Raw genomic sequence first — 24,416 nt, forward strand, 5'->3', positions numbered from 1 at the left:
TTATACTAAATCCGAATTCTATACCCCCTCATTCTTCAGTCCGCGCAGGCGGTGAGTCCAGCGCTGTAGGCGCCCGCGCCCTGGCGACTGGCGTATAGCCCTTGCGGGCATAGCCTGCGGCATCGCGAAGCGTCTCCGTAAGGAGATACCCGGAGAGACTTTGTTTTTATAGCCGCGATTTCTAATCGCTAGGGCAAAGAGGGAGTTGTAAAATTTGAGGCAGAGCCTCAAGTATTCATTCCCAGGCTTTGCCTGGGAACAAGAAAGACAGGCTATTTTTGCTCAAGTCCCTCTCTTACGCGTCTCCCGTATTCTGGATCGCATTGCGTGAAGTGCTCTACCATGCGCTGTTGAATATGGGGGCTGCATTGTTTGAGTTGTGTAGTAAGGTTTAAAATCAGGTCATCACGCTCCCAATCTTCAAAAGTACGATACCGCTCGCCTGCTTGCTGGTAATCGTTGGTTCGGCTAATTTTTTGACCGATAACAGGACCTTGAACGTAAGGAGTGTGAGGTTTGCCAGATTTCGGTGCTTCTTTGAGTCCGCCAAGACTGCTTGGCTCGTAATTCACGTGGGGATTTTCTCCAGCATCAACTCCATCAACACGGTAAGTCATCTGACCATCACGCTGATTTGTAGCGATGGGTGTTTTTGGTTGATTGATAGGTAACTGTAAGTAATTTGGTCCCACGCGGTAACGCTGAGTATCTGAGTAGGAGAAAGTCCTACCTTGAAGTAATTTGTCGTCTGAGAAGTCTAGCCCATCTACTAACACACCCGTACCAAAGGCGGCTTGCTCAACTTCTGCAAAATAGTTGACCGGATTTTTATCAAGCACCATTCGTCCAACGGGTAGCAATGGGAATCGGTCTGGTGGCCAAATTTTTGTGGGATCTAATGGATCGAAATCCAGTTCGGGATGTTCGCCATCAGACATAATTTGGACGCAAAACTCCCATTCCGGATAATCGCCTTTTTCAATCGCGTCGTACAGATCCTCTGTTGCATGGTTAAAATTCTTAGCTTGAATTTCTTCAGCTTGAGCTTGAGTCAGGCATTTTACTCCCTGCTTGGGTCGCCAAAAGTACTTCACCAAATGCCCTACACCATCAGAATTAACCCATTTATAAGTGTTTACACCTGAGCCTTCCATGAATCGGTAGCTTGCAGGAATTCCCCAAGGACTGAACAGCCATGTAATCATGTGCATTGCTTCGGGTGTATGGCTGATAAAATCAAATATCCGGTTGGGGTCTTGACGGTTAGTAACTGGATCTGGCTTGAAAGCATGAACAAGATCGGGAAATTTTATTGGATCTCTAATAAAGAAGATTTTTAAGTTATTTCCTACTAAATCCCAATTGCCATCTTCTGTATAAAATTTTGTTGCAAATCCACGCGGATCGCGAAGTGTTTCAGGTGAATGACCACCGTGAATAACGGTAGAAAAACGAACAAACATTGGCGTGATTTTGCCTGGTTCTTGAAAAAGCTTAGCACGTGTATATTTACTTACAGGCTCATCGCCGACTTTACCATAGGCTTCAAAAAAGCCATGAGCACCTGCTCCTCGCGCATGAACCACTCGCTCTGGAATGCGTTCGCGATCGAAGTGGGTAATTTTTTCCAAAAAGTTGTAGTTTTCTAATACTGTAGGACCCCTGTCTCCCACAGTCCGTGTATTCTGGTTATCTGTTATTGGATGACCCTGGCGATTTGTCAGAATTTCTTCTTGGTTACCGCTCTCATCTTTTTTTTGAGTATTTGTCATATCCATTCTACCTAAAAGAAAAAAGCCTTTTGCTAGCAGGGCAACTGGAGTATTGTTCTAACTTTCCAGTTTTAGTAAAAATTTTTATAGGTTTTCACCACCAATAGATAGATGAAATTTTTAGTTGTACCTGTTCATATAAATGCTTTACAAAAAGTTTTGAGAGAACGAGGTTATAGGATAAATTTGTGCTCAATTGCTGAAACTTAGCTGTTTCTGTTTTTTCACAGGTTTTTTTTAAATTAAAGTCAATGTTAACTGGGAAAGTATTTAAAATCACAAACTAATACAAACTTTTTTTACCTACAATAGGGTTGTTAAGTCTTGTCTTGTTATGTTTCAGTTAGAGTTGGAGTTAAGTAGAGAAAAATCTCTTCCAACTTTGATTGGAACATCATAAATAAGTAGGTGTAAATAATCGTTATTTGTTTGTAGTGGCGCTTTAGTGCGAAAGCAACACTACAAGCGAAATCTAGAAATTTTATCAAGGTACACCTCACAATTATGTAGAGGCGAACCCGACATATACCGGTAATTGAGTTAGGAAATTTCAACACGTGTGTCATATGAATGATTTAAATCAAGAAGTCTCCACTAAAGTGGAGTTCATACGTCAAACTCTAACAGAGACTGAGTCACAGGGCCTACGCCTGCGCGGAACAGACTGGTTTGCTTGGGCGACGGGTGGTGGTTCTAACACGGTTCTGCTTGCTGCTGAAACTGGAGTTGCAGAGGTATTAATAACAAAACAAGACGCTTGGATTTTGACAGATGAAATTGAAGCACAGCGCTTGCAAGATGAAGAACTCCCAGGTAATTTTAAAGTTTACGCCCATCCTTGGGCTGATGCTGCTGCACGTGAATCTTTTGTTCGGGATGTCACCAGTAGCGGGAAAGTTTTGAGCGATCGCCCTACCGCCGATCTAGAAAAAGCATTACCAGCCTCTTTGCAACGCCGGAAAAGAATCATGATGTCAAGCGAACTAGAGCGATATCGTCAAGTGGGGCGTAAAGCCAGTGAAGCGATGACAGAAGTTTTAAAAGCTGCCAAGCCTGCATGGACAGAATATCAGTTAGCAGGTGCAGGTGCAGAGGCATTATGGACAAGGGGGCTGCATCCAGCGCTGACATTGGTAGCCGGTGAAAGACGTTTACCCCTATACCGCCATGCTACAGCCACTAGTGAACAAATTGGACGGCAAGCAATGCTGGTCTTCTGTGCTAGGGGATATGGATTGTATGCGAATCTCACGCGATTTGTCTGTTTTGGTAAGCTTTCTGCTGAACATACCAAACTACACCATCAAGTCCGCGAAATTGAAGCCCAAGTATTGAATCTGTGCCAACCCGGAACTCCACTGAATTCGATTTATGACGCTTTAGCTATAGCCTATCAACAGATCGGATTCGATCGCGCAATCCAAGAACATCATCAAGGTGGAACTACGGGATATTTAGCGCGAGAAATTGTCGCAAATCCCACTACTACTGAAACTTTAGCAGAAGGTATTGCCGTTGCTTGGAATCCAAGTTTACCGGGGGCAAAAGTTGAAGACACCTTTGCTATCCTCCAAGATGGGAAGTTAGAAAATCTTACTTTTGATGAAAATTTTCCCAATGTTGAGATACAGGGAAGATTGCGTCCCGTACCTTTGGAGATAGGATAAAAGAACTTACACTGTGAACGAAAACAGCGCAAAAGTCTTATACCTTTCTTAAGACTTTTGCATATTTGAGTAAAACGATCGCAAAAGCATTATGAGCTTCCAAAAGATATTTAGTCAATCACCGGAAACAGAAGCCACTGCACCGGGAAGAGTTAACTTACTGGGCGAACATACTGATTATAATGATGGCTTTGTTCTGCCAACTGCAATTCCTCAATGTACAAAGGTACAACTCAGTTTTAGTACCGATCGACAGCACCACTTTTATTCAGAAGATTTAGACGAGCAAGTCAACATTTCAGAAATGGATCGTACACCGTCTGGATTTGCAAGTTATATCTATGGCTGTATTCAACTTTTGGAAAAAGAGGGACACGCAATTCCAAAGCTCAATGTCTACGTCAAATCGACAGTCCCTATGGGTTCGGGTTTGTCTAGCAGCGCCGCTCTAGAAGTCAGCACTCTTAGAGCAATACGCCAACTCCTCAACCTCCCTATCAATGATGTTGAAATTGCCCAAATAGGACAACAAGCGGAAATTCATTATGCTGGTGTTCAATGCGGCATTATGGATCAGATGGCTTCGAGTCTCGCAGACACCGAGCATATGTTATTTTTAGATACCCGTACACTGGAACGCCGCGTGATTCCTTTTCCAAGTGGAGCAGAGATAGTTGCCATTGATAGCGGAGTTCCTAGGACTCTAGCCAGTAGCGGATATAACCAGCGACGTGCGGAGTGCGAGGAGGCTGCGAGGTTGCTAGGAGTGAAGGCACTGCGAGATATTACCGACCCTGACGCAACCCAAGATTTACCCGAACTGTTGCAACGTCGCGCCCGTCATGTAATTACGGAAAATAATCGGGTGTTGGAAGCTTTGCAAGGAGTCTCATCCCATCGCTTTGGTGAATTGATGAATGCATCTCATGCAAGTTTGCGGGACGACTACGAAGTGTCCGTACCAGCGTTAGATACGTTAGTAGGGATATTGCAGAAAACAGAAGGAGTCTTCGGTGCAAGGCTGACAGGTGCTGGTTTTGGGGGTGCTTGTGTTGCTTTAGTAATAACAGGCAAGGCAAAAGGTATTGCCACTCAGGTGCTCGAACAATACAACCAAACAGGTCATAGCGGACGAATTTTAGTTCCCGCCTAATACAGTATTACTTGCTTGTGATGGCGTGACGTTTTTGATGCCACTGCCATGCATGGGCAATAATTTCTTTAATGTAAGGGTATTGGGGACGCCAACCCAAAACTTTAATTGCTTTGTTGCTACTTCCAACTAAGATAGGTGGATCGCCCGCTCTCCTGTCGCGCTCCTCTATTTTGATGTCTTTTCCCGTGACTTCTTTTGCTGTTTCGATGACTTCTCGCACTGAAAATCCACTGCCATTGCCTAGATTAAAAACTTCACTGTCTCCTCCTTTAACTAGATACTCCAAACCCAGAACGTGTGCTTGTGCTAAGTCAGTTACATGGATGTAATCTCTAATACAAGTACCATCGCTTGTAGGGTAATCAGTACCAAATATCAAAATAGATTCCCGCTTACCCAGAGCAGCCATGAGTACCAGTGGTATGAGGTGGGTTTCCGGTTCGTGGTCTTCACCCAATAGCCCTCCTGGATCGGCTCCTGCAGCATTGAAGTAGCGGAAACGAACAGATTTAAGATTGTAAGCTGTATCGAAATCAGACAAAATTCGCTCTACCATCCATTTGCTAGTGGCATAGGGGCTAATGGGGTCTTGTGGATGGTCTTCAGTCAGTGGAACAAACTGAGGTACCCCGTAAAGAGCGCAAGTAGAAGAAAAGATAAACTTATCGATCGCAGCAGCAACCATTGCTTCTAAAAGTGTGAGAGTACCCGCAACATTATTCTGGTAATATTTAGCTGGGTCAGTGACAGATTCACCAACAGCAATATAGGCAGCAAAATGCATGACAGCAGCTATATTGTGAGTTGTAAATATGTTATCTAAAAGTGAGCGATCGCTCGTATCGCCCACAATCAGCTTTACTTGCAAAACCTCTTCTACAAGTTCTCGATGTCCGTTTGACAAATTATCAAGAACAATAACATCATAACCTGCATTTTTCAGGGCTAAGACAGCATGAGAGCCAATATATCCGGCTCCACCCGTCACTAAAATAGTTGACATAAGGAGTTAGTAGTTAGCGATTGTACCATTTGTGTATGAAAATGCATCTCATTAGCCCGCGCAGGCGGTGAGTCCAGCGCTGCAGGCGGGTTTCCCGCGCCCTGGCGACTGGCGAACCCGAAGGGGCTTTGTTTGTATAGCCCCATATTTCCAATATGAGGGCGTTTCAAGCGCAATCTGCCTTCTGTTGAAATTATTGACGCTCGTGAAAATAGCGATCGATTGCACTGTCAAGACATGGCATCAATTCACCCCGACTGCTACCAAGAACGCTGTAACTTGGACGCTTGGCGATTAAACCGAGTTCTTTTGTAGGACGAGCAATCAAATTGGTGGCACTTATACCAGCTTTTTTCGCTACTAGCCGTGCTAAGTCAGCCCATGCGATCGCACCTTTGTTTGCCAAATGCCACAACCCGTTCTCGCCGTCAATTAACAAATCGAGACTGGTATGGACAAGATCTGGTACGTAGGTAGGTGAAACAATTCCATCCTCTGCAGCGACAAAGGTATTGCCAGCGCTTAGATGACGCAGTGCAATGGTGACGAAATTGTACTCATCCCAAGGACCGAAAAACGCACTGGTACGAATCACTAACGATGCGGGATTCACCTTCAAGACTAACTTTTCTGCTAAAGCTTTGCTGCACCCATAAACATTTAGGGGGGCAACGATATCGCTTTCTACATACGGGTTGAACATAGCGCCGTCAAATACTAAATCTGACGAGAAAGTCAGCAGACCTACATTATGCTCGGCACAAGCAGCAGCTAAAATCGCGGGTCCATTGGCGTTCACCTCCAGGCAAACGTGGGGTTCGCGTTCTGCATCGTCCACCCGCACGTATCCAGCCGCGTTAACAACCGCCCAAGGCTTTAACTCGGCTAGAACTGCATTAACAGAAGCAATATCGGTAATGTCTATTTCTTTGCGTGTTAGTAACCGATAAGAAATACCGCGCAATTCACACAAACGAGCAAAAGCTTTTCCCAAGGTTCCCGTTCCACCTACAATGGCTAGGGGACTGAGAGAGTGAGGGAGTGAGGGAGCGAGGGAGTGAGGAAGGCAACTGACAGGCGGGTACAACAAACGCTCTTGGCGATGCCACCATCCTGGTGATTCCAAGAGTGGGCGATCTGGTTTGCGCCCAGCCGCTAGATCCCGCACCAGCTTGGCAATTGCTGTGGGTCGGGGACTTGGCGATCGCAAGTCAAACACGCCTGACTCGTAATAATCCGCAGAGCGCGTTACCAAGCTATTCCAATCGTAGCTGCCCAAGAGAGCCCAAGCAGTGACAGCACGGACATCTACACCCTCATCTCGCAATTGTTGCGCCCCCCGCCAAATCTCATAAAACCAGCGCAGTTGCTCCTCGCGGGTACAACTCAGGTGAGCTTCAGTAACAGCAAGGGGTAGCCCGTAGCGTTCCCATGCTTCTTTTAGTAAAGTGCTAATACCCCCTGTACTCTCAGCACAAACTCGTACAGCCTCTACATCTGCGTACTTATCCCGCCCGTTCCCCCCATGAGAAGAAACTGGATAGCGTTCTAGGCGCTCATCCAAAAAGCGATCGCTTGTCAAGTAGTGGTTAATCCCGATGATATCTGGCGGACAAGAATTTTCCAAAAACCATTCCAGATCGAGTTCAGTAACACCACAGCCAATTAAATAGCTCCATACTGGATGAGACGGTGTTATTCGACCGCATAATAAATCAAATGTCAACCAGCGACGCTCATTCTCAAATTCTGCTTGATAAGCCAGTTTTGGCGTACTGTAAATCTTACCCAAATCATCGGTTTGTACGAGTTGGGCATTGGGATTCACTTCCCGAATCGCCTTCATTGAAAGCACAACTCCACGACACTCCCCTAACAAAGCACGAGCAAAAGTGAAATCGTCTCTTCCATGAGGATACCAGTGACCGTACATTCCACTGAAGCGAGCCGTGGTCAGTGGCTCGTTAACAGGTGTGTAATCTGTCACCCAAGGATAACGTTCCGCAACTGCACGGGCATACAAAGCTAGTTTTTCTGGAAATTCTGGATCTACTAAACTGGTATGATGGGGTCCGCTCCCGTGATGCACCAATCCCACAATCGGACGGACACCCAGTTCGCGCAACCGTGAGAGTCGCTCATCCGCCCACAACCAATTGGCATACTCCAAACCGTTGGGCGCAGTTCGCTCCCAGATTACCGGATAGCGGATAGCACGTATCCCCAACCCTGCAAATAAATCCAAGTCATCCAACCGCATTGCATGACCGTTGCGTTCCAACTGGTCAAAATACTCATCACCCACACGATTAACCGTACACTCTACACCAGCCCAGACTTCCAAAGGAGGAAGTTCTAAATTAGAAGTGTTGAGTGTTGAGTTGAACGAAGACATAATTTACAACTCAATCCTATTCTTCTTTTTTCTTCTCTTCGCGCTCTTTGCGATGCCAGGTGCTATCTCCTGCGGAGACGCTGCGCGAACAACGGGGGAAACCCCCTTCGGGTTTGCCAGTTCCCTAGGTCGGGCTAACCCTCCGATGGCGCATTAGCGCCACGCTATGTGCAAGGCACACGCTAAGCGTTGCGAAGCTATGCCCGTAAGGGCTATACGCTATCAGGACTGGACTCACCGCAACGCACTGGCTCGTCTTAGTGGTTCATTTTCTTAACCACTACTCCCTTTTGGCTCTTAAATTACCATTGCCCACAATTTGATATGAGTAGGCTTTAGCCTTACTAACCCTCTCAAGATAGTAAAAACTTCAGGAAATCAAGAGTTCTCTCACCTCTTTCCTCTGCGTACTCTGCGTACTCTGCGGTTCAAAAAACATTTATTTAACCGCCGAGACGCAGAGTACGCAGAGAGTGAAGATGAGGAATTGCCGCCTGAATCAAAATTTTATGAGCCACCTTGACAGGGCGCTTCTCTGCCCACCCTACTAAAACAAAGCAATGGATTTAACAACTTGCCAACTTAAAACCAGAAGCACCTCAAGCTTTAACTGCAATTTGTTTGTAAACAGAAAGAGCCTGAGCAACACATTGATCCATGTTGTAATATTTGTAAGTTGCCAACCGCCCTACAAAATAGACTCCTGGTGTCGCATCAGCTAATTCCTTATATTGCTTGTAAATTTCCTGATTTTCAGGACGGGGTACGGGGTAATAAGGATCTCCCTCAGCTTTAGGAAACTCGTAAACAATACTCGTTTTGTGATGTTCCTGTCCCGTCAAGTACTTAAACTCTGTGACGCGGGTATAAAGGTGTTCGTTTGGATAGTTAATAACAGGCGCTTGCTGAAACACTGCAGTGTTGTGCGTTTCATGCTTGAAATCAAGGGAACGGTAAGGTAGTTTGCCGTAACGATAATCAAAGAATTCATCAACAGGTCCGGTGTAAACTATCTCACGACAAGGTATTGCCTTCTCAATTTCCCGGTAATCCGTGTTCAGCATTACCTTAATGTTAGGATGCGCTAACATCGTCTCAAACATCCGAGTGAAGCCGTGTAGGGGCATTGCCTGGTAAGTATCGATGAAATACCGACTGTCGCGATTGGTACGGGTAGGAATACGAGCAATGACTGATTTATCAAGTTCTGATGGATCGAGTCCCCATTGTTTGCGAGTGTAGTTGCGGAAAAACTTTTCATACAATTCCCGACCCACTTTGCTGACTACCACATCCTCTGAAGTGCGGATGTGTTCTTTTGGTTCAGCAACCGATTTGAAGAATTCTTCTACCTGAAATGAAGTCAGATTCATTCCATAGATTTTATTGATGGTATCGAGGTTAATGGGAATTGGCACAAGTTGTCCATCGACGCTAGCAAGCACGCGATGTTCGTAAGCCCGCCACTGGGTGAACTGCGAAAGGTATTCAAAAATTTCGCGAGAGTTGGTGTGAAAGATGTGAGGACCGTACTTGTGTACGAGGATACCACTATCGTCGTAATGGTCGTAAGCATTACCGCCAATATGCGATCGCTTGTCCACAATCAGTACTTTCTTTCCAGACTGGCTTGCCAAGCGTTCGGCAATGACACTTCCTGAAAACCCCGCGCCAACAATTAAGTAATCAAATACAGGCTCTTTATCTGTGTTAATAATATTGAGTGCTTGTTTGCCAACAATAGCCCCTGAGTTAACTTTGTTATCATCTTTTTGAGCAGAAATAGCAGAATCTATCAATTTCATCATTGATACCCAAGTCCTATCCCAAGAAATTTGTTCTAAAAAGGCATCTACTCGACTCAACCATCCCGATGTTTTTGTGTCCTCTTGCATGGCTTTTTCGACAGATGCAACAAACTCTGCAACACTGTCTGCAATCCTCACTAACTTCAAATCTCCGTAAGGACGCACAACATCTCGAATAGAAGTAGACACTACGGGTTTACCCGCAGCAAGATACTCTGGAGTTTTCGTTGGACTGATAAAGCGAGTGGATTCGTTACGCGCAAACGGCAGCATTGCCAGATCCCATCCAGCCATATATGCAGGTAGATCTTTATAATCTTTACCACCGAGATAATGAATATTTTCCCGTTGAGGCAGAATGGCTGGATCGATTTTCACCACGGGACCAACTAAGACCAAATGCCAGTCAGGACGTGCATCTGCAATACCAGTTAGCAGTTCAATATCCATCCGTTCGTCAATCACTCCACAGAACCCAAGGCGCGGATGGGGAATATTTGCTTGATCTGCCGGTTCTTTTGTTAGAGATCTTGCTTGTGCAAAGTGCTGCACATCTACACTACTGGGAAATGCATATACGTTAGAATGCTGGTTGACTTTGCTTTCATAAAGGCTTTGCCCACCTGTAAATACTACGTCTGCACGACGGAAAAGATCGGCTTCGTAATTCTTTAAAGCAGGTGAGGCTCCTTTAAAGGCAGATAACTCATCCATGCAATCATAGATAACTGCTTCAGGTTGCAAGTGTTGGGTAAATGCGATCGCCATTGGTGTGTAGTACCAAAAAATATACTTGCGGATGTTACGATCTGCAAATAAAGTATCAACCAACACTTTAAGGTTTGCGTTCACCGCCTCCTCACTCAAACCTTGCGGTAAGTGCGGAACAACAACGACTACCCCATGCTTGTCTTGACTAATATCCAAACGCCCCAAAGGTTCACCGTCAAATATCGGTTCTTCAATAAAGAAAACCCGCCGTCCAATAGCGCAACGAGCCATAAGATGTTGCGGTCTTTGATAGACAAAATTCCAACGCAAATGAGACAAACAAACTAGATCGGGTGTATCTATTGATATTTCTGGAAAATTTTCATTTGGTATAGATATTTTATCTAATAATGCACCTGATGGTTGTGATTCATTAAGTACCGAACGCTTAGCTTCAACTGTCTTTCTGGAGCTACCATTATTAAGCACGTTATGTTTTGTGTAACCTTTTTCGCCTGACATAGCTTCTTTCAATTGAATGTTAATAGAAAATAGAATTGCGATCGCTTTTTTATTAAACTGCAATAGAAATTGCCCAAATATTTCTATGAAACTTATTTGAATTTTAAGGCAATTATTCATTTAATAAAAAAGCGGCGGTCGCTTTCCTGAAGGCTGAGGAAATGCCAATTATATTTACTTGAATGTTAATTTCCTCTATTGATTAAAAATATACTCTTAACTTGTTATACAATATTCTATCAAGCGATATATTTATGTCTATCCTAATGTATTTTTTGTATTAAGTTTATTTGTATAGCCGAATACAAAAAAGAATTTTGAACTTAAAAAATCTCATAAATACAACTGTTGAAAGTTGATTGGGAACTACTCAAAACAACAAAGTTTGTAAATAAGTGTAAATATCAAAATTCTGTTCGTAGTTGTTCCGAGCGCATTTGCTCCAAGCATGGAAAACGCCAAACAGGTTGAATGGAAGCATCCCAAATTCGCCAATTGCCCTCATGGAGATGCCCCCTGAAAATTGTTGTTGGATAGCACAATAAATAAGAAACATCCCGTTTTGGCAAAATGCCCTCAGAATAGAATTCTCTTGCTATACAAACGCTCGTCCGCCTAAGCGCAAAGCGCACGCTACGCGAACTTAATAAAAAGTCCACGTAGGTGGACTTTGCTTGTATAGACGCGATTTTCAATCGCAAAGTATTTTTTCTAAATTGGGATTCTCACCTAATAAATGTATAGCAAATTCATCCTTGTGGAAGAAGTTCAAGGAGATAAGAACAGTTATTTGTTAACAGTGAACAGTTCGTTCTCATACTTAAAAGTAGAAATTTAAATTTAGATTACACAAGTTTATGTCCGGGGAACAAGAAGATAATCTTTTCATGGAAACTAGTCCTATCCCCATTCAAGAAATCTTAGAAGATAGGGCAATAACAGAAACAGTACTTCCTTTAACTTTAAAGCCGCTTTTTAAAATTTCTAAACCGGAAATCAGAAAAAGCCTCAAAGCCTTAACTCTCGAGAGTGTTTTTGCTACAACTTTCTACAGTATCATTGGTGGCGCATTGCTTAGTAATTTCTTACTACAGTTGGGTGCTGGTGCAGTAGAAATAGGATTGCTTGCATCTATTCCTCAGGTAGTAAATTTGCTGCAACCAATAGGAGCATATTTAATTGACCGAAATACTAGCTTCCGCTGGTATGCTATATGCATTTTTACTCCATCGCGACTCTTGTGGGTGATTCTGCTACCAGCGATTTGGTTGGTTACTTCATCTCAAATCGCCGGACATCAAGTGGTGCATTTGACGTTGGTAATTATTGCAGTGGCCAATGTCATCGAATCACTCGGTCGCGCTCCATGGCTTGGTTGGACGGCTGTGTTAGTCCCACAACGATTGCGGGGAAGGTATTTTGGCTTTCGCAATAGTATTCTCAGCTTGATGAATCTTATTGGTGTACCGCTCTTAGGTTTTACAGTTTCGGCTTGGCCTGGTGGGACAGTTCAAGGCTACGGTGCTGTCTTGGCTTTAGGAATTGTACTTGGTCTGATCAGTCAGATATGTCAGTTGTTTATCACTGATGTGAACCCGCAACTTTTGAAAGTTGCAGGAGCGGAGACATCCCAAGTACAACCTAAGGGTGTAGATTTTGGCTTTCTCAAGGACACTAATTTTTTAAAGTTTTTGTTTTACCTTGCTATTTGGTGCTTTGCTGTTAATATTAGCGCTCCCTTCTTTAACCTCTATATGTTGGATAACTTAAATATAGATATTAGCGCGATAACTATTTATCACGGTTTGGGAACTGGTGCGAATATGTTAATGCTGCTTTTATGGGGCAAACTTGCAGACAGGATAGGGAATCGACCAATCTTAGTCGTTGTGGGATTATTGGTAGGGATAACACCTTTGTTGTGGCTGGGAGTTCGAGCCGATGAAATTTCTCTTTGGATCTGGTTGCCTTTGTTACATCTGTTAGCTGGCGCAACCTGGGCGGCGATCGATTTGTGTACCAACAATCTGATGATGGGAGTCGCACCAGTTGCTTCTCAGTCTAAATATTTTGCGATCGCGGGAGCAATTGCAGGTGTGATGGGAGCAATGGGAATTACTACGGGTAGCTTAATTGCTACTAGATGGAGTGCGAGTGGTTTACTGGTGCTGTTTGTTCTCTCAGGTATCCTGCGACTTTTTGCGCTGTTACCTTTAATTTTTGTTCGCGAGCAGCGCTCTGTACCTTTGGAACAGCTTTGGCAAGTCTTGTTTTCCAGCCAACAACAAAAAGTGCTGGTTCAATCACAGGATTGACAATCACTGGCTTTTCCATATCCTCTTTTTTTGTATAGCCGTAGAATTCTATTCTGAGGGCAAATAGCGCTCTTTGGGATGCTCCCCGTTTAATTTGTATGTAAAACCGCAGAGTCTCAGAGAGTAAGCCTTCTGCCCTCTGCCTTTTCCAAATAAAGCAATTCCTAAAGCGATCGCGCAACTTGACTGCCATTGCCACGGACAAACGATAGAATCTTAATGGTGCTCTCTTATCCATCTCAACTTTCAATGAAAGCCGATCGCAAACCAACCTCCGAACACACCTCACCCAAACTTCAAATTCCCGAACTACTAGCTCCCGCAGGTAATTGGGAGTGTGCCAAAGCTGCTGTTGAAAATGGGGCGGATGCCATCTATTTCGGGTTGGATCGGTTTAATGCACGAATGAGAGCGCAAAACTTTACAGAAGCCGACTTGCCCAAATTAATGAAATTTTTGCACCTGCGAGGTGTCAAAGGCTATGTAACTCTGAATACCCTTATACTACCACAAGAACTTCAAGAAGCAGAACAATACCTCCGCTCAATTATCGCTGCAGGCACAGACGCAGTTATTGCCCAAGATATAAGTATTTGCCGTCTCATTCGTCACCTTTCTCCTGATTTCCCCATCCATGCATCCACGCAGATGACCGTTACCAGTGTGGCTGGGGTAGAATTTGCTCGATCCCTTGGTTGTCAGTTAGTGGTTCTTGCTCGTGAATGTTCTCTCAAAGAAATTGAGAAAATTCAGCAGCAAATGCACGCAAAACCTTCACAAACACACTTACCATTAGAAGTCTTTGTCCATGGTGCGCTGTGCGTAGCCTATTCAGGTCAGTGTTTGACAAGCGAATCATTAGGAGGGCGTTCTGCCAACCGTGGTGAATGTGCTCAAGCGTGTCGAATGCCTTACGATCTGATTTCTGATGGTAAAGCTGTCCATTTAGGAAATCGCAAATATTTGCTCAGCCCTCAAGATTTGGCTGGCTTGGAGGTATTACCAGATTTAGTGAAAGCAGGGGTATCTTGTTTAAAAATAGAAGGTCGCTTGAAAACCCCCGAGTATGTTGCTAATGTGACTAACGTTTATCGCCAAGCACTGGATAAAGTCATTGCAAAAGTAGAGACACGCCACTCCTTATCTCCAAAAGCGACAAATCAAGAACGTTACAACCTAGAAATGGCATTTTCTCGCGGACTTTACACGGGTTGGTTTCGCGGAATTAACAATCAGGAACTGGTTCACGCACACTTTGGCAAAAAGCGTGGAGTTTATTTAGGCGACGTTACCCGCATTGTTGGCGAGAAGGTAATCATCAGATTGCAAGCCCCAGTCAAACCAGGGGATGGAGTTGTTTTTGATTGCGGTCATCCCGAAGCACAAGAAGAAGGCGGTCGGGTTTATGCAGTAGAACACAAAGGACAAGACGCCTTCCTGACATTTGGACGGCGAGATTTGAATTGGCGGCGGATACACACGGGTGATAAGGTTTGGAAAACCAGCGATCCCGAACTTGATAAACAACTGCGGCAAAGTTTTGCGGGTGAAAACCCACAATTCCAACGCCCGATCGACTTAGAAGTTTATGGAGAAGTCGGTCAGCCGTTGATTGCGATCGCACGCGACCAAAACGGTCATATTGTACAAGTAGAATCTGCGATGGTTCTAGAAGAAGCACACACCAAGCCTTTAACCACAGAACGGTTACAAGAACAATTGGGTCGTCTTGGCAACACTTCCTTTTGTTTGGGAACTTTAAAAAACCATTTAAGTGGTGCAGTGATGGTTCCCGTAAGCGAACTGAATCGACTCCGGCGGGAAATTGTAACACAGTTAGAAGAGTTGCGTTCCCAACCCAAACAATGGCAACTCAGTTCTGAAGCTTCCCTGAAAGACTTACTTCCTTCCCCCTCTCTCCCCCTCTCCCCTTCCCCCCCTCCTCTTTCCCCCTCCCTAATAGCATTAGTACGAAACTTAAAGCAACTGCAAGCAGCACTCGAAGCCGGAGTTGAAACACTTTATTGTGAATTTGAAGATCCCCGTGCTTATAAAGAAGCAGTACGGATAGTCCGTTCCTCTCCTCTGTCTAAAATTTGGGTTGCACCACCTAGAATCACCAAACCAGGTGAAAATTGGATTTTACAACAAGTGCGCTCTTGCAATGCTGATGGTTATCTCATCAGAAACTACGATCATCTCCACTACTTTGCCCAAGATCGTTGTGTGGGAGACTTCTCCCTGAACATTGCCAATCCCCTGACAGCAGACTATTTTAAAAACAAATTTGGTTTAGAAAGAGTGACGGCTTCTTACGATTTAAACGTAGCTCAATTGGAAGACCTTTTAAAAAGTTGTCCACCCGACTGGTTTGAGGTAACCATTCACCAGCACATGCCCATGTTCCACATGGAACATTGTGTATTTTGCGCTTTCTTATCTGAGGGAACGGACTACACGAATTGCGGACGCCCCTGCGAAAAGCACGAGGTAAAATTGCGGGACAGAGTAGGAATAGAACACATCCTTCATGCTGATGCAGGCTGTCGTAACACGGTGTTCAATGGTACAGCACAAACAGGAGCAGAGTACGTAAATCGGCTCTTAGAGCTTGGATTGCGTCACTTCCGCATTGAATTTGTGAATGAGACACCAGAAAAAGTGATACAAACAGTACATCTCTACAGTCAATTGTTGCAGGGAGAGATTACAGGTTCTCAACTTTGGCGGGAGTTGAAATTACAAAATCAGCTCGGTGTCACTCGCGGGTCAATGGGTTAACAATGGTTGAAGTACCAGAAACACGATTTCTTCAAGCTTTCGTATAAATCAGCAAGCTTTTGTACTTATCAACTAACTTAATTTTTCCAGATTCTTCAAAAGATTTAACGACATCATAAGATTTAACACTAAACTTTGGATCGTTCCAAGCAAATGAACGCGTGTAGAATAAAATTTTTCCATCGGGATTCAGTTTGTCTAGAAATAGCTGCACTAGCGATTCATCATTTTGATGAATAAAGGGAGCATCTTCATGCATATAAAATTCACATAAGTGAAACAGGTTAACAATATCTAGCTGCGGTATAGTATTAGCTGTTAATGTGTAAATGTCTGCAAAAAGTACTTTATAGTATTTTGCTAATGTTCTGTCCTTTAGGGCTAACCGGACATATGCTTGATGTTCGGGTTCTGAGGCTGTAATGCCAATAATTTCGTTTGGTTGCGTTAGTTTCTGATTTTCTAGACCAATGATATGGTGTACGCCCGTACCAAAGTGGAGTATACTTTTGCCTTCAGTTTTTGATTCTTTCATGTACTCCACAAATTCTATATCGCACGGGCACTTTGTTGTATCGAGTTCCCAAGAAGAATACTTTTGGTAGTAAGGCATACCAACAATATTAGGCAATCCGGGCCGTCTAATCTTAATTTTGTAAGCTATCTTTCTTAGAAAAGCATTATGGGTTATGAACTTAAAACTTAAAGCTGTCATGGTGATGCCTCTTGTATCCTAAGAGATAATACTTAGGTGGTTGATGCTAGATAAACATTACAATGAGTGCCATACGGTGACAAGCAACTTTACAACAAATTAATACTGGCGCATCCAAATTCTACGCTCGTTTTACATAAAATTTATATGTTGATATTAGAATAATTAAGGTAAAATTTGAACTTGACTTTTTACCACTGTTTAAGTTAGTAAATAAAATTTTTTCATTCAAAAAAAGAATAATTTGATTGATTTCTAATGGTAGTATTATTAATTTAGGAAATTAATAATATTGGCTCGGCACGCAAAATTTGGCTAGTGGTTTATCGCATGACTTGTTGAATCTTGACATTCTCACCGCACTTCTGGGGCGGTGGAACCTAAACCTCACGATTCAAGTTTCTGTTACCTTCCCTTGCAGGTTTTTCGCAACGGCTTAACAGACTCATGTCTACTAAGTCTTATGTTCGCTCTACAGACTGTAACGGAGCGATCGCATCTCATGCGGGAGAGAGGTCAAAATTGTCAGTACTTCAACCAGCAATCCTGAGTTTGCTGAAATTTATCGTAAAGCTTTCCGCCAAGTCTTCCATCGCGCTAAAGAGCAAGGTGAAATCTCATCAAGGTGTAGATAACGACTTCATCCTCGCTCTTGTGATAAGTTACATAATGTTTATATTTTGTATTAAACCTCAAACTGAACCTTTTAAGGTCGGTATACGTCGTGCTATCAGGTTTCTCGTTAAAACCCAATAGATAGTGGGTACTCTATGAAAGTAGGGATTGGGGACAAGGGGATAAGCAGTCGCTAGAATCTTTTCTCCTACTCCTCTCCCTTGTTTACCCCCTTCTCCCAAAATATTTTTAGCTCGGGTGTTAAACCGTGCTATTTTTTGGGGAATCTATAAAATAGAAAAATCTATCCAAGGTGAGATGCGAAATTTATGAAATTGACAGTCAACTTAGAGGCAGAGTTTTTCTATAACCAAGGATTGCGTCGAAACAAAGCGGCAAAGTTTGAAGAAGCGATCGCAAGTTTCGATCGAGCGTTGAATTGCAAACCCGATTACCCTGAAGCGTTGTCGCAAAAAGGTTTTGCTTTAGGTTCTCTGGGTCGTCATGAGGAAGCGATCGCCTGCTTCGATCTTATTTTAAAATTCAACTCAGCTGATTGCTGGCTTTGGCACAACCGAGCGATTGCTTTAGGAAAGTTGGGACGTTACAGCGAAGCTGTTGACTGTTTCGACCGCGCCCTTGAGTTAAACCCTAAAGCTGGGACGATTTGGCACAATCGCGGTTTGACTTTATGTGATTGGGGAAAATACGAGAAAGCAGTCAAAAGCTTTGAGCGAACTTTAGAATTTCAACCCGATGCTTATTGGGCGTGGAACAATAAAGCAAATGCTCTCAAACAGTTACGACGCTATAAAGAAGCGCTTGATAGCTACGATCGCGCCATTGAGTTCGATCCAAGTAACACAATGGCTTGGCACAATCGAGGTATGAATTTATTTGAGTGGGGGCGTTATGAAAAAGCTCTCAAAAGCTTCGACCGAGTTTTGGAAATTCAGCCAGACTACTACAAAGCTTGGTTCAATCGCGGAGTAGTTTTGGAAAAATTACAGCGCTACTCTGGAGCCTTAGCCAGTTACAAACAAGCTTCAGAATTACAGCCAAATGATGATATCGTTTGGTACAACTTAGCTCGCTGCCATACTATAGAGAATAATATTGACGAAGCTATTAAAAATTTACAGCGAGCCATCCGTTTATGTCCAAATAAATACTTACCCAATCTGAAAAATAACCCTGATTTTGGCAATATCCGTAAGGATAAGCGATTTCAGTCCTTATTGGCATAGTCGAGTGTCAGATACCCAATCTCAGCTTGGGGCTTCATGCCCCAAAATTTAAGAATTCGTTGACTCAATGATGATAAAATTGAGCAACTCAAAAAAATTTTTCGCAAGTATTTCCAGCCATTTTTGAAACATGAGGGATTGCTGGTGAATAATCTACAAATACTCAATTTCTGGGGTTCTCATAAGTCATCAGCAATGAGATTAAGTGTCCCTGAGTTCATATTCATGCTGCCCAAAAATTTTGTTCTTTTAATCCTTACGCAAGATTGTAGATAAAGGAGTGTGTTTGCGTATGTCAAACACGCTTGTAAGGGCTTCTTGGTTGGAATTGCGGGACATACCGTGTTCTTGTGGCATAACCGTCACAACTGGTTGTGCTTGACCTACTGGTACTGCGACAGCAGCCATTTTCGCTGGTACTAAAACGGGTTTGTTTCTTGGCGGACGTGGTGCCATTCTTTGGTGACGTTGCACTAAACGTGCTTGATAGCGATTGAAATGATTTGTCACCATTTGACGCTTTCCTGGGCGATTTAACAGTAGAAACAAGACCAAGCTGCCACTTCCGCAACTTAAAGCGATCGCGAGTATCATCCATAAAGGCATGGAATTCTCTGTCTCTGTGGGAGTACTGCTAATTGGCTGAACAACCTCTGCTTCCAACACTTCGGGTTCTTCATCTTTTACACTGCCAACAGAACTCAAACTGTAAAGGGCAAGAGTACCGCTAGCAAGAAAAACTGCTGACAAGCCTATAGGTAAAAATAACGGATATTTTACCAATACGTTTATCGGGGAATTTTTACCTATTGCTGGCTTGGAGTTTTTTGTCCTTGAGATCGGTACCGACACTTCCGCTTGGGATGCCTGTTGCTGTAGACTCTGACTGTTTTCCATAGTAAATTAAAGTCTGACGTTGCCCTCAAGTACTAAATTGTACTTAAGGCTTAAGCATCTCGTATCCGTAGCTGCATTTATGTTTTAGTAACTTTTTTTATAAAAATCTATCAACCTGCTTTATCCTCATTTTTTTTATCAGTATTTTTTGTAACAGAATTGATAAAGAATAAAGGATAAATTTTTTTGTTTTTTATACTTTATCCTTCATTCTTGATAGTTTATCTTTCCCCAGAATGCCTTTCAAGAGCCAGTTGAATGAGTGTATCAACGAGTTCTGGGAAAGGTACGCCACTATGCGACCAGAGAAGGGGATACATACTAGTTGCTGTAAAACCCGGTAGAGTATTGATTTCATTAATCAATACTTCGCCTGTCGCCTCTACATAGAAAAAATCAACTCTTGCCAATCCAGCCGCATCCACTGCTGCAAAGGCTTGCAATGCCATTTCTTGTATTTGATGGATAACAGTTTCTCCAACAGCTGCGGGTATCAGTAAATCTGCTTTTCCTTGAGTATATTTTGTTTCATAATCATAAAAATCACTATTATAAGTAATTTCACCGACAATAGAAGCTTTAGGTTGGTCGTTTCCCAAAACCGCACACTCTAGTTCTCTTGCGACAACTCCAGCTTCTACAATAATTCTGCGATCGTAACTAGCAGCAGTATCTAAAGCAGTCTCTAACTCCTGTCGCGATCGCACTTTTGCAATTCCCACTGATGAACCCAAGTTAGCAGGCTTAACAAAACAGGGATAGCCCAAAGTGGTTTCTATTCGATCGCATAGCTTGGGAAAAACACAAGGATTTGACCAAATTTGCGCTCTATTCACAGCAACGTATTTGACTTGAGGCAATCCAGCTTGAGCAAAAGCAGTTTTCATTGCAATCTTATCCATCCCCACTGCCGAACCCAAGACCCCAGAACCGACAAAAGGGACTTGCATTAAGGTGAGTAACCCTTGAATTGTACCGTCTTCACCGTTAGGACCGTGAAGAATCGGGAACCAAACATCTACCTCTGCAACCTGAGCGGGAGATTGCCACCGATGTAAAGATTGAGTCTGAGCAACGGATAATTGAGAATTGGTATCCGATCCGCCAACTTCAGTAGCTTGAGATAACTGCAGTGGTTTGCCTGATGCTAAAACTTGTTGTGGTGAGTCCCCAGCCAACCAGCGCCCATCTTTTTGGATGTAGAAAGGCAGTATTTCGTACTTGCTTGCATTTTGCCCCGTGCTTAAAGCACCTGCGATCGCACGTGCTGAATTGATAGAAACCTCATGTTCTCCCGAACGTCCCCCAAACAATAATCCTACCCGCACCTTTGCCATCTCAAAAACCTCGATCGCTATAGAACCCAGTTAGCCTAGCATACTTAAGTCAGGTTACTGCAAAGAGTCAAATTTGTCTGATATTTTGTGCTTTTAGCAGGGAATACTCAGTGTAAACCATATGACTGAGTAAAAAATTTTTATCTTATGTTTGCTCGACGACTTAAATTTACTTTGCTAACAAGCTTTGCACTTCTGCCATTGCTTGCTAGTTGCGCCAGTAAAACTCCCCTTACCGAACAGCAGCAAATTTATGCCGGGAAGTGGGTAGCAAGTGATGGAACTTTCGTACATATTTTTTTAGATGGTAGCGGAGCTTTAAAAACCTCCAATTCTGAGGTAACAGGTGGCTCGACAACTCTGACGAAAGATACTCTCAAGATAGGTTTGGGTCCTATTGAAAGAACATTTAAAATTACTCAGCCGCCTCAAGAAAAAAATGGCAAATTCACAATACAACTTGATAAAATTACTTATACAAAACAGGAATTAGATATAAACAATTCGTCCACAACGACTGTAACTTCTCAAGCATCAGAAAAAAGTCAAAATATCCGAGAGTTAGAAAGCACTATTAAAACAGTGTTGATGGACGCAGTGGGTAAACTCGATTCCATTGATTGTCCGAGTAACTTTAATATTAAAGCAGGTAACAGCTTTGAGTGTCCCGCTTCTATTGATAATACTCCTTTCAAAGTTAAAGTAACTTTCAAGGACGATCGAGGGAGGCTCAGTTGGAGTACGAAAGGGCTGTTAATCTTGACAAAAGTTGAAGATTTTATTGTGCAAGGATTTAAGCAGCGAGGTATAACTGCTAAAGCTGATTGTGGAAGCTCTCAGAAAAAATACCGTGTTGCTATCGCTCAAGACACTTTTCAATGTAAAACTGCTGATAGCAAAGGCAATGTCAAAACCTTGAAAATTACTGTGAAGGATAATGAAGGGAATTTGCACATTTCGTCTTAATTTTTTAAGAGGAGTTGGGGAGCGGCGAAGCAACGCTCTATACCAGCAGTCATTACCGCTGTAGCATTTCACCTTAACCTCACTAGGGAATTCACTGGTTGGCGGTTGCTACCACATACGCTTCCCCAATCAAACTGAAAGCCCTCATCTCAGTAATTCTGACATTCTGTTAGTTCTTGAATTAACAATTCAGGAGTAATTATTCGTGGAATCGTTACTGGAAAATCAACTGGATTGCGAGTAATAATAGCATCTAAGCTATTAAGTAACGCTGTACTGTATTGAATAGCGTCTTCAAAATCTTTGAAGTTTGCAGTTAGCGCCATTTAGATGACTGCTTGGTTTACTGTAGCGACTTGGCAGAAAGTTACAATTCTGTGTAACAGGGATAAAGCAGATGCTCGACCTTTATCTTTGCGGATGATGTAATAAAGGTCACTAAAAGTAGAAGCAGAAATGTAACCTTCTATTTGTTTTTGATAAATAAACGATAAAACTTGTACACTATCATTGTAAAAGGGATATCTTTCAAGAGCAAAATCAAGAATGATATTAGTGTCTAGCAAGACTTTCATAGATGATGTTTCCCTTTCAAATATTCCCATTTTGCTTGCTCGGGGTCAAAGTCTGAAGGGGTCGGCTCTGTGCTTTCTAACCACTCTTTCAAAATAGGAATAGAGCATTCTACAACTCTTTTTGGCTTTGCAGGTTGTGGTTGATTTTCTATAGCAGTTTCCACGGGTGAATTTGAGTGCAAAATAATGATTTCCACCCTCCCAGGAGCCATATTAAGGGGTTCATCTATGATTAAGTGACCTGAGTCATCAACTGTTGCATTCAGCTTGTAAGCTTGCATTCTTGTGCTCCTTTTTATTTCTATAATAAAACATAAAACCCTGAAAATCCTTGTTAAAGATGACCGAGGAAAGTTTCAAGTTTCTTCATAATTAGGAGTAGAGAGTAGGGAGTACGGGCGTAAGGCATTGCGCCCGTACAAAGCCAGGAAATTCGCTGGTTACTGGTCTACCGCTTACTGGTCACTGTTAAACACGCTTCACCTGTTAAACTGAAAGCCCTCACTTCCGTAATTCTGACTTTAACTAACTTACCTTTAAGCTCGTGAATATCACCAGCAAAGAATGTCAACCGATTACCACGGGTACGCCCCATCACTTGAGTTTTATCTTTGGGGTTTTGTTCTTCTACCAGAACTTCTTCCGTGCGCCCCATGTAACGCTGCGATCGCTCGGCTGCTTTGAGCGCTACGAGATGATTTAACCTTTGGAGGCGATCGCTTTTCACTTCCTCACTCAATTGCTCGTCCCAAAGTGCGGCGGGTGTTCCCGGACGAGGAGAGTAGGCGGCGGTATTCAGTTGGTCAAAACCAATATCTTCAACCAACTTCAAAGTATTTTCAAACTGAGCTTCAGTTTCTCCAGGAAAACCGACAATAGCATCGGCACTAATTGATGCATCTGGCATATATTGCCGGATTGTATCTATGATGCGACGGTATTTTTCGTGAGTATAACCCCGTGACATCCGTTTGAGTACCTCATTATCCCCCGATTGAAAGGGAATGTGAAAGTGTTCGCACACCTTAGGTAATTCCGCACACGCTTTAATCAAGCGTTCGGTAAAATAACGAGGATGGGAAGTGGCGAAACGAATTCGCTCGATTCCCGGTACATCATGAACGTAGTAAAGTAAATCTGTCAAAGTGTGCTGATGGCGACCTTCAGGTGTCACTCCAGGCAAATCGCGCCCGTAAGCATCAATATTTTGACCGAGCAAGGTCACTTCCTGATAACCCTGTCGTCCCAGTTCTTCCATTTCTAAACGAATGGCTTCTGGTGTCCGAGATTGCTCAATACCCCGTACATTAGGAACCACACAATAAGTACAGCGTTCGTTACAGCCGTAAATCACATTGACCCAAGCAGTGACAGTGGTATCGCGTCGTGGCTTGGTAATATCTTCCATGATATGAATTGGCTCAGTTGCAACCACTTGATTGCCATCAAATACCTGTTGTAGCAAATCTTTCAAGCGATTGGCGTGTTGCGGTCCCATAACCATGTCAACTTCTGGAACCCGTCGCAACAGCGATTCGCCTTCCTGTTGTGCAACACATCCAGCGACAACTATAGTTAGGTCTGGTTGTTCGTGCTTGCGTTTGGCTTGTCTGCCTAGATAAGAATATACTTTTTGCTCGGCGTTATCTCTTATGGTACAAGTGTTGTAAAGAATTAAATTCGCATCATTTGGGTCTTCTGACCACTCAAAGCCCATGTCTTCTAGGATACCAGCCATGCGTTCTGAATCGGCTTTGTTCATCTGACAACCGAAGGTGGTGATGTGATAGCGACGGGGTGAAGTGGTCATGGTAACTATAAAGGGAATATGATAGCAAATTACATTATCTTCAAATTATAAAATTTTGCGACCCTAACGTGTGGATTGATTTGGCTGCAATTTCCTGCCTTGTTGAGAAAAGTGTAAAATACAG

Annotated in this window: 17 protein-coding genes and 1 pseudogene; 7 read left to right on the forward strand and 11 right to left on the reverse strand. The window is 43.2% G+C overall.

What is annotated here, in order from left to right; genetic code table 11:
• Positions 1 to 278: 278 nt before the first annotated feature.
• Positions 279 to 1,763, reverse strand: a pseudogene (locus HC643_RS14455) (catalase); the annotation flags it as partial.
• Positions 1,764 to 2,338: 575 nt separating this feature from the next.
• Here HC643_RS14455 and HC643_RS14460 point away from each other — a divergent pair.
• Together HC643_RS14460 and galK are read left to right on the forward strand one after the other, a co-directional pair.
• Entirely contained in the window at positions 2,339 to 3,439 is a 1,101-nt protein-coding gene (locus HC643_RS14460; RefSeq protein ID WP_038089534.1) for a M24 family metallopeptidase, read from the forward strand.
• 91 nt (positions 3,440 to 3,530) lie between these two features.
• The gene (gene galK, locus HC643_RS14465) at positions 3,531 to 4,592 is read left to right on the forward strand and encodes a galactokinase (RefSeq protein ID WP_038089532.1); all 1,062 of its coding nucleotides are present in this window, start codon (positions 3,531 to 3,533) and stop codon (positions 4,590 to 4,592) included.
• A gap of 7 nt (positions 4,593 to 4,599) precedes the next feature.
• Here the strand turns inward: galK and galE are convergent, their stop codons facing one another.
• The 3 genes from galE to glf form a co-directional block, all read right to left on the reverse strand.
• On the reverse strand, positions 4,600 to 5,598 hold the full coding sequence (galE, locus tag HC643_RS14470) for a UDP-glucose 4-epimerase GalE (RefSeq protein WP_038089530.1): 999 nt from the start codon (positions 5,596 to 5,598) through the stop codon (positions 4,600 to 4,602).
• A 193-nt stretch (positions 5,599 to 5,791) separates the two neighbouring features.
• Entirely contained in the window at positions 5,792 to 7,993 is a 2,202-nt protein-coding gene (locus tag HC643_RS14475) for a family 1 glycosylhydrolase (protein ID WP_050045791.1), read from the reverse strand.
• Positions 7,994 to 8,592: 599 nt separating this feature from the next.
• The gene (gene glf, locus HC643_RS14480) at positions 8,593 to 11,034 is read right to left on the reverse strand and encodes a UDP-galactopyranose mutase (RefSeq protein ID WP_038083528.1); all 2,442 of its coding nucleotides are present in this window, start codon (positions 11,032 to 11,034) and stop codon (positions 8,593 to 8,595) included.
• Between the two features lie 887 nt (positions 11,035 to 11,921).
• Here glf and HC643_RS14485 point away from each other — a divergent pair.
• Positions 11,922 to 13,349 carry an MFS transporter gene (locus HC643_RS14485; RefSeq protein ID WP_237265881.1) on the forward strand — a complete coding sequence of 476 codons (1,428 nt, stop codon included), beginning with the start codon at positions 11,922 to 11,924 and terminating at the stop codon, positions 13,347 to 13,349.
• 249 nt (positions 13,350 to 13,598) lie between these two features.
• Complete coding sequence (locus tag HC643_RS14490; protein WP_050045997.1) at positions 13,599 to 16,130, forward strand: U32 family peptidase; 2,532 nt, start codon at positions 13,599 to 13,601, stop codon at positions 16,128 to 16,130.
• Positions 16,131 to 16,161: 31 nt separating this feature from the next.
• On the opposite strand, the gene HC643_RS14495 is transcribed toward HC643_RS14490, so the two are convergent.
• Entirely contained in the window at positions 16,162 to 16,845 is a 684-nt protein-coding gene (locus HC643_RS14495) for a hypothetical protein (RefSeq protein ID WP_050045792.1), read from the reverse strand.
• 447 nt (positions 16,846 to 17,292) lie between these two features.
• On the opposite strand from HC643_RS14495, the gene HC643_RS14500 reads away from it, so the two are divergent.
• Both HC643_RS14500 and HC643_RS14505 read left to right on the forward strand, forming a co-directional pair.
• Positions 17,293 to 17,601 (forward strand): hypothetical protein, encoded by a 309-nt coding sequence (locus HC643_RS14500; protein ID WP_038081338.1) that lies wholly within the window; start codon positions 17,293 to 17,295, stop codon positions 17,599 to 17,601.
• Positions 17,602 to 17,789: 188 nt separating this feature from the next.
• Positions 17,790 to 18,707 carry a tetratricopeptide repeat protein gene (locus HC643_RS14505; RefSeq protein ID WP_038081340.1) on the forward strand — a complete coding sequence of 306 codons (918 nt, stop codon included), beginning with the start codon at positions 17,790 to 17,792 and terminating at the stop codon, positions 18,705 to 18,707.
• Between the two features lie 249 nt (positions 18,708 to 18,956).
• Here HC643_RS14505 and HC643_RS14510 read toward each other — a convergent pair whose 3' ends face one another.
• Together HC643_RS14510 and HC643_RS14515 are read right to left on the reverse strand one after the other, a co-directional pair.
• Positions 18,957 to 19,604: a hypothetical protein gene (locus HC643_RS14510; RefSeq protein WP_038081341.1), complete on the reverse strand. Its 648-nt coding sequence runs from the start codon at positions 19,602 to 19,604 to the stop codon at positions 18,957 to 18,959.
• 221 nt (positions 19,605 to 19,825) lie between these two features.
• Positions 19,826 to 20,941 (reverse strand): D-alanine--D-alanine ligase family protein, encoded by a 1,116-nt coding sequence (locus HC643_RS14515; RefSeq protein WP_038081344.1) that lies wholly within the window; start codon positions 20,939 to 20,941, stop codon positions 19,826 to 19,828.
• 147 nt (positions 20,942 to 21,088) lie between these two features.
• Between HC643_RS14515 and HC643_RS14520 the strand changes: the two genes are divergently transcribed.
• Positions 21,089 to 21,907 (forward strand): DUF4333 domain-containing protein, encoded by an 819-nt coding sequence (locus HC643_RS14520; protein ID WP_050045793.1) that lies wholly within the window; start codon positions 21,089 to 21,091, stop codon positions 21,905 to 21,907.
• A 149-nt stretch (positions 21,908 to 22,056) separates the two neighbouring features.
• On the opposite strand, the gene HC643_RS42390 is transcribed toward HC643_RS14520, so the two are convergent.
• From HC643_RS42390 to miaB, 4 genes are all read right to left on the reverse strand, one after another.
• The gene (locus HC643_RS42390; RefSeq protein ID WP_336604371.1) at positions 22,057 to 22,233 is read right to left on the reverse strand and encodes a PIN domain-containing protein; all 177 of its coding nucleotides are present in this window, start codon (positions 22,231 to 22,233) and stop codon (positions 22,057 to 22,059) included.
• On the reverse strand, positions 22,234 to 22,482 hold the full coding sequence (locus HC643_RS42395; protein WP_336604372.1) for a type II toxin-antitoxin system VapC family toxin: 249 nt from the start codon (positions 22,480 to 22,482) through the stop codon (positions 22,234 to 22,236).
• The gene (locus HC643_RS14530; protein WP_038074817.1) at positions 22,479 to 22,763 is read right to left on the reverse strand and encodes a hypothetical protein; all 285 of its coding nucleotides are present in this window, start codon (positions 22,761 to 22,763) and stop codon (positions 22,479 to 22,481) included. The genes HC643_RS42395 and HC643_RS14530 overlap by 4 nt, the downstream gene beginning before the upstream one ends.
• Positions 22,764 to 22,930: 167 nt before the next feature.
• The gene (miaB, locus tag HC643_RS14535) at positions 22,931 to 24,292 is read right to left on the reverse strand and encodes a tRNA (N6-isopentenyl adenosine(37)-C2)-methylthiotransferase MiaB (RefSeq protein WP_072040750.1); all 1,362 of its coding nucleotides are present in this window, start codon (positions 24,290 to 24,292) and stop codon (positions 22,931 to 22,933) included.
• Positions 24,293 to 24,416 lie beyond the last annotated feature (124 nt).

The organism is Tolypothrix bouteillei VB521301 (genome assembly GCF_000760695.4).
In the GTDB taxonomy this organism is placed as follows: Bacteria; Cyanobacteriota; Cyanobacteriia; order Cyanobacteriales; family Nostocaceae; genus Scytonema; species Scytonema bouteillei_A.